This window comes from Pseudomonas folii (genome assembly GCF_014357575.1).
Classification (GTDB): Bacteria; Pseudomonadota; Gammaproteobacteria; order Pseudomonadales; family Pseudomonadaceae; genus Aquipseudomonas; species Aquipseudomonas folii.
The window spans coordinates 1-12,196 of the sequence record NZ_JACONW010000155.1 but is presented as its reverse complement, the minus strand read 5'-3'; the positions used below and the strand labels follow the sequence as shown (position 1 = coordinate 12,196).

12 protein-coding genes, 4 tRNA genes and 1 riboswitch are annotated in these 12,196 nt (G+C 55.4%); of the genes, 9 read left to right on the top strand and 7 right to left on the bottom strand.

Annotated elements, in window-relative coordinates; genetic code table 11:
• Positions 1–29: 29 nt before the first annotated feature.
• Positions 30–539: a 6,7-dimethyl-8-ribityllumazine synthase gene (locus H8S59_RS22710; protein WP_095094594.1), complete on the bottom strand. Its 510-nt coding sequence runs from the start codon at positions 537–539 to the stop codon at positions 30–32.
• Between the two features lie 126 nt (positions 540–665).
• Positions 666–811, bottom strand: a riboswitch (FMN riboswitch).
• A gap of 182 nt (positions 812–993) precedes the next feature.
• On the opposite strand from H8S59_RS22710, the gene ltaE reads away from it, so the two are divergent.
• The 7 genes from ltaE (at position 994) to H8S59_RS22675 (ending at position 6,940) form a co-directional block, all read left to right on the top strand.
• Entirely contained in the window at positions 994–1,998 is a 1,005-nt protein-coding gene (gene ltaE, locus H8S59_RS22705; protein ID WP_187522874.1) for a low-specificity L-threonine aldolase, read from the top strand.
• 144 nt (positions 1,999–2,142) lie between these two features.
• Positions 2,143–4,767 carry an alanine--tRNA ligase gene (gene alaS / locus H8S59_RS22700; protein WP_187522873.1) on the top strand — a complete coding sequence of 875 codons (2,625 nt, stop codon included), beginning with the start codon at positions 2,143–2,145 and terminating at the stop codon, positions 4,765–4,767.
• A gap of 96 nt (positions 4,768–4,863) precedes the next feature.
• Positions 4,864–6,096, top strand: a complete 1,233-nt coding sequence (locus H8S59_RS22695; protein ID WP_087273066.1) for an aspartate kinase — start codon at positions 4,864–4,866, stop codon at positions 6,094–6,096.
• A gap of 169 nt (positions 6,097–6,265) precedes the next feature.
• The gene (csrA, locus tag H8S59_RS22690; protein ID WP_002554426.1) at positions 6,266–6,454 is read left to right on the top strand and encodes a carbon storage regulator CsrA; all 189 of its coding nucleotides are present in this window, start codon (positions 6,266–6,268) and stop codon (positions 6,452–6,454) included.
• Between the two features lie 62 nt (positions 6,455–6,516).
• Positions 6,517–6,607 (top strand) — tRNA-Ser (locus tag H8S59_RS22685).
• Positions 6,608–6,715: 108 nt separating this feature from the next.
• Positions 6,716–6,792, top strand: a tRNA-Arg gene (locus H8S59_RS22680).
• Positions 6,793–6,863: 71 nt separating this feature from the next.
• Positions 6,864–6,940, top strand: a tRNA-Arg gene (locus H8S59_RS22675).
• A 43-nt stretch (positions 6,941–6,983) separates the two neighbouring features.
• Here H8S59_RS22675 and bamE read toward each other — a convergent pair.
• Positions 6,984–7,505, bottom strand: coding sequence for an outer membrane protein assembly factor BamE domain-containing protein (bamE, locus tag H8S59_RS22670; protein ID WP_187522872.1), 522 nt, complete (start codon positions 7,503–7,505; stop codon positions 6,984–6,986).
• A gap of 320 nt (positions 7,506–7,825) precedes the next feature.
• Here bamE and mgtE point away from each other — a divergent pair, with 320 nt between their 5' ends.
• Positions 7,826–9,268: a magnesium transporter gene (mgtE, locus tag H8S59_RS22665; RefSeq protein ID WP_095094588.1), complete on the top strand. Its 1,443-nt coding sequence runs from the start codon at positions 7,826–7,828 to the stop codon at positions 9,266–9,268.
• 154 nt (positions 9,269–9,422) lie between these two features.
• Here the strand turns inward: mgtE and H8S59_RS22660 are convergent, their stop codons facing one another.
• The 3 genes from H8S59_RS22660 to H8S59_RS22650 all read right to left on the bottom strand — a co-directional run bounded on the left by H8S59_RS22660 (position 9,423) and on the right by H8S59_RS22650 (position 10,661).
• Entirely contained in the window at positions 9,423–9,752 is a 330-nt protein-coding gene (locus H8S59_RS22660; RefSeq protein ID WP_027900088.1) for an Arc family DNA-binding protein, read from the bottom strand.
• Between the two features lie 421 nt (positions 9,753–10,173).
• Positions 10,174–10,359: a PA3371 family protein gene (locus H8S59_RS22655; RefSeq protein WP_095094586.1), complete on the bottom strand. Its 186-nt coding sequence runs from the start codon at positions 10,357–10,359 to the stop codon at positions 10,174–10,176.
• 50 nt (positions 10,360–10,409) lie between these two features.
• Positions 10,410–10,661, bottom strand: coding sequence for a hypothetical protein (locus H8S59_RS22650; RefSeq protein WP_187522871.1), 252 nt, complete (start codon positions 10,659–10,661; stop codon positions 10,410–10,412).
• Positions 10,662–10,976: 315 nt separating this feature from the next.
• Here H8S59_RS22650 and H8S59_RS22645 point away from each other — a divergent pair.
• Positions 10,977–11,053 (top strand) — tRNA-Arg (locus H8S59_RS22645).
• Positions 11,054–11,134: 81 nt separating this feature from the next.
• On the opposite strand, the gene H8S59_RS22640 is transcribed toward H8S59_RS22645, so the two are convergent.
• Together H8S59_RS22640 and H8S59_RS22635 are read right to left on the bottom strand one after the other, a co-directional pair.
• A complete protein-coding gene (locus tag H8S59_RS22640) occupies positions 11,135–11,626 on the bottom strand; it encodes an SMI1/KNR4 family protein (protein WP_095094584.1) in 492 nt (163 codons plus the stop codon).
• Between the two features lie 218 nt (positions 11,627–11,844).
• Positions 11,845–12,168 (bottom strand): hypothetical protein, encoded by a 324-nt coding sequence (locus tag H8S59_RS22635; protein WP_187522875.1) that lies wholly within the window; start codon positions 12,166–12,168, stop codon positions 11,845–11,847.
• Positions 12,169–12,196 lie beyond the last annotated feature (28 nt).

The following is a 12,196-nucleotide window of genomic DNA, read 5'->3' as shown; positions in this document are numbered from 1 at the left end:
GCTCCCACAGGGTTTGTCGCCGATCGCAGTTAGCCGACTTTCTTCTGGCCTTCGCTACGACGAATCGCACGTACTTTTGCAACGGTGTCCGCGCAGGTTTTTGCCGCTTCCTGGCCTTTGTGCAGGAAGTGTTCGAAGAAGAACTTCAGGTGTTCTTCGCCAGCGTGGAAGTGGTGAGGCGTCAGCACCACCGAGAACACCGGCACTTCTGTTTCCAACTGCACTTGCATCAGCGCGCTGACTACCGATTGGGCGACGAACTCGTGGCGATAGATTCCGCCATCGACAACCAGGGCTGCGCCGACGATGCCAGCATAACGGCCGCTGTTGGCCAGCAGTTTGGCATGCAGAGGGATTTCAAAAGCACCGCCGACTTCGAAGAAATCGATGTCTGCTTCGGTGTAGCCGTGGTTAGCCATTTCAGCGATGAAGCCGATTTTGCTCTGATCGACAATATCCTTGTGCCAGCAGGCCTGGATAAAAGCGATACGCTCGTTTGCGTGGTTTTTGCTTTTGCTGTCGATTGCGGTGGGTTGCATCTGTTCTGTCTCCTGTCTATAAAAAAACAGGGCACTTTGGATCGAATGGGAAGGTCAGGCTAAGCCCGGCAGTCAGGTGAACGAAATCCGTTCGTGACGATGCGCGATGCGTTGCGGTGGTGCCAATCCCGTTCTCTCTTCATCCGGACTATGACCGTCGGCCCCGGAATCTCACCAGGTCTGCTGACCCTGCGTTTGCAGGCGCTCGCGGGCTAGACGCATTGCGCGTCATTACCGCCGGTGGGGAATTGCACCCCGCCCTGAGAACGTTGCCACTGAAATATTTCCGCGGCGGGCATTTTTTATCACAGTTTTACTGAATGTGCTTGGACGCATTCTTACAGTCATCCTGACTTTTTCTTATAAGAAGGTCTTGGAATTCAACGCCAGCGCCTTGATTATTCCTACCCGTAACCTCACAACTGAGGTTCGTCTTTATCCAGGGAGCTTTATCGTGACGGTTATCGACTTGCGCAGCGACACAGTGACTCAGCCCACCTCTGGCATGCGTGCCGCCATGGCGCAGGCACCGCTGGGTGACGATGTCTACGGTGAAGATCCGACGGTCAATCGTCTTGAAGGCTGGTTGGCGGACCGACTCGGGTTCCCGGCTGCGCTGTTTGTGCCGACCGGCACGATGAGCAACCTGTTGGGTTTGATGGCCCACTGTGAGCGTGGCGACGAATACATCGTCGGTCAGCAGGCTCACACTTATAAATATGAAGGCGGCGGTGCAGCGGTCCTCGGCTCCATTCAGCCGCAGCCGCTGGAAAACCAGGCAGACGGTTCGCTGGACCTCGATCAGGTACTGCAAACCATCAAGCCGGACGATTTCCATTTTGCCCGCACCCGTCTGCTGGCCCTGGAAAACACCATGCAGGGCAAGGTGCTGCCGTTGAGCTATCTGACGGCCGCCCGTGCATTCACTCAAGAGCATGGCCTGGCGCTGCATCTGGATGGCGCCCGGTTGTATAACGCCGCCGTGAAGCTGGGAGTAGATGCGCGGGAAATAACTCAGCACTTTGATTCGGTGTCGGTCTGCCTGTCCAAAGGGCTGGGCGCGCCGATTGGTTCGGTGCTGTGCGGCTCTCAGGCGTTCATCGACAAGGCCCGACGCTTGCGCAAAATGGTCGGTGGCGGCATGCGCCAGGCCGGTATGCTGGCGGCAGCGGGCTTGTATGCGCTTGAACATCAGGTGCAGCGTCTGGCTGATGATCACGCCAACGCAGCCTTTCTGGGTTCTGCACTGGCGGAGCTGGGTTACTCGGTTGAACCGGTGCAGACCAATATGGTTTATGTGCAGATCGGTGATCGCGCCCAGGCACTAAAAACGTTCTGTGCCGAGCGCGGTATTACCCTCAGCGCTGCGCCGCGTTTGCGGATGATTACTCACCTGGATGTTTCCCGTCAGCAACTCGAGACCGTAATCACAGCATTTGCTGACTTTTCCCGCACTTGAAGCGCCGATAGTCCAGTAGCTTGTTTCTATCGTACAAACAGACTGTACCGTTGACGCAACGCCTATATAATGCGGCCCTTTGCCGTCGCTACGTCATATGACGTTTTGCACTTGCCTCTGGCCGCAGTCTCCGTGGAAGAACCTATGAAAAGCGCAGAAATCCGTGAAGCCTTCCTTGGCTTTTTCGAAGAGCAAGGCCACACCCGTGTAGCCTCCAGTTCCTTGATTCCGGGCAACGACCCGACCCTGCTGTTTACCAACGCAGGCATGAACCAGTTCAAGGATTGCTTCCTGGGCCAGGAAAAGCGAGCCTATACCCGTGCAGTGACCAGCCAGAAATGTGTGCGCGCCGGTGGCAAACACAATGACCTGGAAAACGTCGGCTACACCGCGCGTCACCACACATTCTTCGAAATGCTGGGTAACTTCAGCTTCGGTGATTACTTCAAACGTGATGCGATCACCTATGCCTGGACCTTCCTGACCTCGGAAAAATGGCTGAACCTGCCCAAGGACAAACTCTGGGTAACGGTCTACGCCAGCGATGACGAGGCTTACGATATCTGGACCAAAGACATTGGCGTACCTGCTGAGCGTATGGTCCGGATCGGTGACAACAAAGGCGCTCCGTACGCGTCCGACAACTTCTGGACCATGGGTGATACAGGCCCGTGCGGTCCTTGCACCGAGATCTTCTTCGATCACGGCCCTGAAATCTGGGGCGGCCCACCGGGCTCGCCGGAAGAAGACGGCGACCGTTACATCGAAATCTGGAACAACGTTTTCATGCAGTTCAACCGTACCGCTGACGGCGTGCTGCACCCGTTGCCAGCGCCGTCGGTCGATACCGGCATGGGCCTGGAGCGCGTCAGTGCCGTTCTGCAGCACGTAAATTCCAACTACGAAATTGACCTGTTCCAGAGCCTGCTGGCGGCTTCGGCCCAAGCGATCGGTTGCAGCAACGACAGTCAGGCTTCGTTGAAAGTCGTGGCTGACCACATCCGTTCTTGCGGCTTCCTGATTGCTGATGGTGTATTGCCTTCCAATGAAGGGCGCGGTTATGTGCTGCGCCGCATCATTCGTCGCGCCTGCCGTCACGGTAACAAGCTGGGCGCCAAGGGCAGCTTCTTCTACAAGATCGTCGCGGCGCTGGTTGCCGAGATGGGCACCGCTTTCCCTGAGCTGGTTCAACAGCAGTCGCTGATCGAGCGCGTGCTCAAGGCTGAAGAGGAGCAGTTCGCCAAGACCTTGGAGCAAGGCCTGAAGATTCTTGAACAGGATCTGGCTGAACTCAAGGGCAATGTCGTGCCTGGTGACGTGGTGTTCAAACTCTACGACACCTACGGTTTCCCCATGGACCTGACCGGCGACATCGCCCGCGAGCGTAACCTGACCCTCGATGAGGAAGGTTTCGAACGCGAGATGGATGCACAGCGAGTTCGCGCCCGCTCTGCCAGTTCGTTCGGCATGGACTACAACAGTCTGGTCAAAGTCGACGTGGCAACCGAGTTCACCGGCTACAAGGCGACCCGTGGCGAAGCGAAAATCGTCGCGCTCTATAAAGACGGCCAGAAAGTCGAGCAGTTGAACGAAGGCGAAGAGGGCGTTGTAGTCCTTGATACCACGCCGTTCTATGCCGAGTCGGGTGGCCAGATTGGTGATGCCGGTTACCTCAGTGCGGGTGAAGTACGCTTCGATGTCCGTGACACCACCAAAACCGGTGGCGCGTTCCTGCATCACGGCGTTGTGGCTTCCGGCACACTGACGGTGGGCGCTTCGGTCAACACCGAAGTCGATGCCGAGGTGCGTAACGCCACGGCGTTGAACCACTCCGCGACTCACTTGTTGCACGCAGCCTTGCGCAAGGTACTGGGCGAGCACGTTCAGCAAAAGGGCTCGTTGGTCGATAGTCAGCGCCTGCGCTTCGACTTCAGCCATTTCGAATCCATCAAGCCTGAGCAGTTGAAAGCGCTGGAAGACATCGTCAACGACGAAATCCGCAAGAACACCGCGGTCGAGACGGTCGAAACCGACATTGAAACAGCGAAGGCGCGTGGCGCCATGGCGCTGTTCGGCGAGAAGTACGGCGACAGCGTGCGCGTGCTGAGCATGGGCGGCGATTTTTCCGTCGAGCTGTGCGGCGGTATCCATGCCAAGCGCACTGGCGACATCGCAGTATTCAAGATTGTCAGCGAAGGCGGCGTGGCCGCTGGCGTTCGACGCATTGAGGCAGTCACCGGCGCCGCTGCACTGGGCTACCTCAATGCGGCAGAAGATCAACTCAAGGAAGCCGCGACGCTGGTCAAAGGCAACCGCGAGAACCTGTTGGACAAGCTGACGGCTGTGCTTGAGCGCAACCGTCTGCTGGAAAAACAACTGGAGCAATTGCAGGCCAAGGCGGCCAGCGCAGCGGGCGACGATCTGTCGTCCTCGGCACTGGATGTCAAAGGCGTGAAAGTGCTGGCCGTGCGCCTGGACGGTCTGGATGGCAAAGCGCTGTTGGCGCTTGTCGATCAGTTGAAGAACAAACTCGGTCGCGCAGTGATCCTGCTCGGCAGTGTGCATGAAGACAAGGTCGTACTGGTTGCAGGCGTAACCAAGGACCTGACTGGCCAACTCAAAGCCGGTGATTTGATGAAACAGGCCGCTGCGGCCGTGGGTGGTAAAGGCGGCGGTCGTCCTGACATGGCGCAAGGTGGTGGTGTAGATGCAGGTGCGCTGGATGCAGCGCTGGCATTGACCGTGCCTTTCGTCGAGCAGGGTATTTAAGTCGACCTTCCGGGCCTCCTGCCTTTGAGGCGGCAGGCCCGGCGCTTGGATTTAACGTTTAATGGGCGCCCTTAATCGGGCAGAGGCGGCTTTGAGATGGCTTTGATCGTACAGAAATTTGGAGGCACCTCGGTGGGCTCTGTGGAGCGTATCGAGCAGGTTGCCGACAAGGTCAAGAAATTCCGTGAGCAGGGCGACGACCTTGTGGTTGTGCTTTCTGCCATGAGTGGTGAAACCAATCGCCTGATCGATCTTGCCAGGCAGATCAGCGATCAGCCGGTTCCTCGTGAGCTGGATGTGATCGTTTCCACGGGTGAGCAGGTGACGATCGCTCTGTTGGCCATGGCGCTGATGAAGCGTGGCGTGCCAGCAGTGTCGTACACCGGTAATCAGGTCCGCATCCTGACGGACAGCGCGCATAACAAGGCGCGTATTCTGCAGATCGATGATCAGAAAATTCGTGCCGACCTGAAGGCTGGCCGTGTAGTGGTGGTCGCTGGTTTCCAGGGCGTGGACGAGAACGGCAACATCACGACCCTGGGTCGTGGTGGTTCTGACACCACCGGCGTGGCGTTGGCTGCAGCGCTGAAAGCCGATGAGTGCCAGATCTACACTGATGTCGATGGTGTTTACACCACAGATCCACGCGTGGTCTCCCAGGCTCAGCGTCTGGACAAAATTACCTTCGAAGAGATGCTGGAAATGGCCAGCCTCGGTTCCAAGGTATTGCAGATCCGCGCGGTCGAGTTTGCCGGCAAGTACAACGTCCCGCTGCGCGTATTGCACAGCTTCAAGGAGGGTCCAGGTACCCTCATTACCATTGATGAAGAGGAATCCATGGAACAGCCGATCATTTCCGGCATCGCCTTCAATCGCGATGAGGCCAAGCTGACCATCCGTGGCGTGCCAGACACCCCGGGTGTGGCGTTCAAAATTCTCGGGCCGATCAGTGCCGCGAATATCGAAGTCGACATGATCGTGCAGAACGTTGCGCACGATAACACCACCGATTTCACCTTCACGGTCCACCGCAATGACTACCAGGCTGCCTCGCAGGTACTGGAAAACACCGCGCGTGAAATCAATGCCCGTGAAGTGATTGGCGATACCAAAATTGCCAAGGTCTCGATTGTCGGCGTCGGCATGCGTTCTCACGCAGGTGTGGCCAGTCGCATGTTCGAATCGCTGGCCAAGGAAAGCATCAACATCCAGATGATCTCGACCTCGGAAATCAAGGTTTCGGTAGTGATCGAAGAGAAGTACCTGGAGCTGGCGGTGCGTGCGCTGCACACCGCGTTTGAGCTGGATGCGCCTCGACAGGGCGAGTGATGTATCGACAAGGGGCGCGGACTGACTGCGCCCTTTGCGTTATTGCCGGGCGAAAACTGTTCTTTTGCTTTCGTCGGTCGATACTCTGGTTACAGCCGCGCTATTGTCGCGGGTGTCGCCTTCGGTTTGCAGACTGTTGTTCCTGAATGTAATGCGTGAGGAGAAAGGTATGCTGATTCTGACTCGTCGGTGCGCAGAAAGCCTGATCATTGGTGATGGAGAAATCACCGTGACCGTGCTCGGCGTCAAAGGTAACCAAGTGCGCATCGGTGTTAACGCACCCAAGGAAGTCGCTGTCCACCGTGAAGAGATTTACCTGCGCATCAAGAAAGAGAAGGACGAAGAACCAAGCCATTAATTTTTATTGAATTTTTGGTTTGCAAACGGGGAAAAGGGTGGTTATTATACGCCCCGTGTTGCGGAGAGCTGGCCGAGTGGCCGAAGGCGCTCCCCTGCTAAGGGAGTACACCTCACAAGGGTGTCGGGGGTTCGAATCCCCCGTTCTCCGCCATTATTTGCGTAGTACGTTGTATCTGGCTTTAATCGGTAAGTTGTTGAATTTACTAGAAAAAAGTTCTTGACCAAAAGATTCGACGGCCTATAATGCGCGGCAACAAATGCACTCGTAGCTCAGCTGGATAGAGTACTCGGCTACGAACCGAGCGGTCACAGGTTCGAATCCTGTCGAGTGCACCATTTAAAGGTTGTTTGCAGTAATGCGGATAACTTGCTTCAACCAGCGGTGATCTGGTTTATCAAGCGCTAATGCACTCGTAGCTCAGCTGGATAGAGTACTCGGCTACGAACCGAGCGGTCACAGGTTCGAATCCTGTCGAGTGCACCAAACACCAAAAAGCCCGTATCGTTTGATACGGGCTTTTTGCTTTCTAGCGTTTGCCTTTTACGCAGTCATGCTCGTCGAATGTGACCTGGCTACTGCGGCCTTTCTTCTCTTGATACACATAGCGTGTCTCGCCATTCCTGCTCACGATCTTGTCCGGCCTGCCCAGTAAGCTTTCAACATCCTTGCGCGTCATGCCGGGTGGCGTTTGCTGATTGATGAGCGCGCGTCGACGTTGCTCGGGGCTCAGGCGATTGCCGCACCCGTCGTCACGCTGCCCCACGATGACTACTTCACTGGATTGAGCTGGTTTCGCTTGAGTGGATTGTGCTGACTTGCGCCCAGGTCTCTCCGTCTGTTCAAGCGCGCCGGGAAGCAAAGGCGTAACCGAGCCGGGCGGCGGGTTATAAGCCTCTTGCCGCTGCATATCCTGTCCGCTCGGGCAACCGAGGGTGGTGAAGGTGATATTGCCGGTGGCGTCTTCGCAGCGTAGAACGCTGGACGCTTGAAGCAAGGTGGATGAGCAGAGCAGGGCGAACCCTAAAAGAAAAGCAGGCTTGTGCTGCATTTTGGAGTCTTCCGTGACGGGTGTCGCAAAAGACTAGTCAAGGTCATTTCGCCTAGGCAGGTGTTTTCTTCACGGGATGTGTCGTCGAAGGTCTATTACCGCGCAGATTATGAACTTTGTGTTGCAAGCGCTTGTTCTGGCCAGAATTTTGTAGCGTGCGATGTGGCCAAGCGGTGTATGATTGCGCCCGTCAGCCCCGCCGGGGCTTGTGGAATACCTCCATGGACTTACCCAGTAGTTACTCAACATTTTCTTTAAGCAATCATGCATTAATTGATTGATCTCCCGGCGTGCTCCGCTGCTGGGAGTGGAGTTCGCCTATGTCCGAAATCGAAGTAAAAAAAACGCAGGATAGTTTGCAGGATCGTCTGGCTCAGGTTATCGAGCTTCTGCAGCGCCAGCGTATTGTTGAAGACCTGACCCATCGTCAGGAAGGTCAGAATCAAGACCGTGTAGAAAATCTTGTTCACCGGCAGAACCTCGTCGAGCTGCAACGCAAACTCGAAGACCTTCACTCTGCCGACGTCGCTTATATCCTGGAAGCATTGCCTCTCGAAGATCGTCTGACGGTCTGGCAGTTGGTCAAGGCGGAACGCGATGGCGACATCCTCCTGGAAGTATCCGACTCTGTTCGGGAAACGCTGATCGCCGACATGGACGATCACGAGCTTCTGGCTGCCGCCAAGGAAATGGACGCCGACGAACTGGCCGACATTGCCCCCGAGCTGCCTCGCGATGTCGTTCATGAGCTGATGGAGGCTCTGGATACTCAGCAGCGTGAGCGTGTCCGTTCTGCGCTGTCCTACGATGAAGAGCAAGTCGGCGCGCTGATGGACTTCGAGATGGTCACGATCCGTGAGGATGTGAGCCTTGAAGTCGTTCTGCGCTACCTGCGTCGCCTGAAAGAGTTGCCAGGGCACACTGACAAGTTATTCGTGGTCGATTACGACGGCGTGCTCAAAGGCGTGCTGCCGATCAAGCGTCTGCTGGTCAATGACCCCGAGAAGCAGGTGTCGGAGGTCATGGCCAACGATCCGGTGAGTTTTCACCCGGATGGCGATGCCTACGAGGCCGCTCAGGCGTTTGAACGTTACGACCTTATCTCCTCGCCGGTGGTGGACAAGAACGGCAAGCTGATTGGCCGTCTGACCATCGACGAAATGGTTGACCTCATTCGTGAAGAGAGCGAAACCGAAGTCCTCAACATGGCGGGTTTGCGTGAAGAGGAAGATATCTTTGCTTCCGTCTGGCGCTCACTGCATAACCGTTGGGCGTGGCTGGCAATCAACCTGATCACTGCATTCCTGGCTTCGCGTGTGATTGGCTTGTTCGAAGGTTCTATCGAGAAGCTGGTAGCGCTGGCAGCCTTGATGCCGATTGTGGCCGGGATTGGCGGTAACTCGGGCAATCAGACCATTACGATGATTGTGCGCGCCATGGCGCTTGACCAGGTCAATACCGGTAATACCAAGCGGCTACTGCGCAAAGAGCTGGCGGTGGGGCTTATCAACGGTCTGGTGTGGGGTGGGGTGATTGGTGTCGTGGCGTATCTGCTCTATGGCAGCTGGTCGCTAGGTGTCGTGATGACGGCGGCCATGACGCTCAATCTGCTGCTGGCAGCCCTGATGGGGGTCACGATTCCAATGGCGCTGTCCAAATTCGGCCGAGATCCGGCGATGGGCGCAAGCGTCATGATCACGGCGGTAACTGACAGTGGTGGCTTCTTCATCTTTCTGGGCCTGGCCACTATCTTCCTCCTTTAGTTGTTTTGCCTGCATAAAAAAACCGCCCTTTGAGGCGGTTTTTTTATGATTCGCGGATATGTCTTACAAGGTGGTACTACAAATAACTAACAAATAAAAATCCGCGAATAAAAAAAGCCAGCTATTACGCTGGCTTGAAAACTCGATCTTGCGATCAGTCTTCGTTGTCTGCAGCCAGCTCAGTGTCGTGTGCAATCAGTGACACCAATGCGTTCTGCTGACGGTGGGACAATTGACGAAAGCGTTGCAGCAATTCACGTTCATGCAGGGACAGCTCAGGACTGTCGAGGCGCAGGCTAGGCTCGTCGCCCAGAGCACCTTCCTGAATCAAGCTTTGTTCGAGGCGAGCAATGATCTCTGAGTTCATGCTGCGATGGTGGTTTTTAGCTACCTCTTGCACACGATTACGCATGCCGTCTGGTAGACGTACGACGAACTTGTCAGCCGTGCGGCTGGAATAAGTAGCCTGTTTCATAGGGCTCATATATTTAACCGGTTAGTTCAGGGGGAGCGGTTCTTGCAAGTCGCCGCATGGATGTCAATCTGTGACAGCCCTTTTGGCGAAATGTTCAACCGTGTTCTCAAGAGGCCAGCATCATGCCCCAATCTGCCATATCCTTGGCGTCAATTCTGTGACAAATATTGACTCAGATAAAGGCGATTAGCCAGCACCAATTATCAGAATTGCGAGCGAATTAGCAAAGACCTAAAACATCCGCCCATCTGTAAGGTTCGAATTTATGCCAATTTCGAAGGGGCAGACAGCTGTGATGGCTATTTGTCAGCGTAGAAGGTTGTTAGCGGAATACGAATGCTGGCCGACAGACGTGACGGTAGCCCGCCAGTCCCGTGCTTGACGCTTAGCTGGGTCGCAGATGAAGGATCTGCTGGAGAGGGAGTTGCAGTTAACGAAGCACAGGGTCGAATTTGAAACGGCGACCGAGGATCAGCGCCACGACGAACAGGACCGAAAACACACCGGCAGAAATCTTCGCCGCGCTACTCAGCCCTTCAGCCGTTGCAGGCAACTGATAGTCAACAGCTACAGCCAACAAGGCGAGGATGATGAACGACAAAGCAGACTTGGACATGGCGGTTCTCTTTTTGGTTATTTCGTTGCGTCACGGAGGCGTAGGAGACGTCAGAAAACCCAGCGAGGCTCGGCTCTCAGATTGGAAGAGCTGGAAGCCTGTGTATCGCCGTCATTGGCCAGAGTCACGGCCTGAGGCTTGTTGCTGCGATCAGTCATGACTGCCAGCTGCGGTGCCTGGCGCAGCAGGTGGTGCGGCTGAGTCTGCAGCGCGGTTTGCTCTGCTTTACCATCGTCCTGAAAATGAAATGCCACCAGTGCAACCAGCGCTGCAGCGTTCAACACTGAAAGGGCGATGTTCATTTTCATTTACCTCCGATGGAACTTTCTTTAGGAAGGGTCTCTACCGTTAGTAATAGTGCAGTCTGCATGCCAACTTTGATGGCTATTAAAGTCCTTATAAATCAACAGCTTAAAATGTCTGCGAGAGGGGTTTTGCATGCGTTTTGCAATGATGGCCATGTGGAACGTTGCAAAATGCATGACCGTGCAGATTTCGGGCAAATTAAACGGATATGGACCACATGCGTGTAAGCCAAAGACGACATGACAAAATGGTCATGTGTCGTTAACATGCACGCCGTCCTCGCTGGCACCATTCTGTGTGCTGGCCTCTGTGTCTCAGTAGCTCAATTGGATAGAGCATCCCCCTCCTAAGGGGAAGGTTGGCAGTTCGAACCTGCCCTGGGACACCATATTCTTAGTGGCCTACAGTCAAATCAATCACCGCACCAATCGCCTCATGGGTGCAGCGTGGGTGCAGTAAGTCATCAGCTCTAATCAGCAGATTTCACGTCATCTGCGACAACATCGGCCGGTCCATCCGCAGAATCGGGATCTGCGGATTGTCCCTGCTTTAGCAACTGCCGAATAAATACACCGAAATTGGGTACGTCACCCATGGCGCCTTCCCACTCCATCGGAGCAAACATTACCGAGCACACACGGAAGGGTGGTCCTGAGCGCGTATCGAACCCGACCATCTCCGGGCCACCGTTATCGCCAAACCCGATAAATCCTGGCAGCCACTTTTCGACCTCGTAATCACGGTTGTTCTCGATCGCCTTCAACGCCGACCAAATACGGACATAACCTGGATGTCCCGTCATGTGTGCTTCGCCGCCGTCGCTCAGACGAAGCAACTCCACGTACTCAGACGGCAAAGGAACGGGAGTTGCGGCGACCAGGGCCACGATGGAAGATTCCGCAGCTGGCGCGTCGCCTTCATACTGATAGTCGCCGCTTAATAGCAAAGTTCGTAAATCCACTCGATACTCCTTCGAAATCGGCGGTGGCCGAAGTCAGCCCGAAGCACATGACGACTTCAGACTATCCTGAGGCATCTCGATTCTGTTACGGAGCCTTCGGTCTCGGCCAGTGTTGTCTTATCCAGTGGTTTTCTGCTCTCAGTCCTGCTACCTATTTTCTTTCGGAGGGGGGCTACTCAGAATTCGATGCCCATACGACAAATAATCCGTCTCAACATCTAAGCGTCAGGGGCGCCCAGTTCCCGATACCACTCCGCGTAGGGTGTGTTGACGACCTTGTGCCTGTTGAAGTCCGGTTCACCATCCTTCCACCACACCGGCCCACGTTCCCCCAGAGCGACTTTAGCTGCCTGAACGGCTGATCTCGCCGCCGTCATCTCATCAGGATCACCCGACGCTTTGGCTGTCTTGACTGAACGGCGTGCGGCCATCAGGTCTTTCACCAGGCGTTGGCGTTCATCCTCATTGAGTGCAGGGTTGGAACAGCGCCATAGTTGGCCTTTGACAACGAAGTAACGGCCATCCGGGGTTACAGGGTTCAGGGTGAAAGCTCCTGTCATCAACATGCAA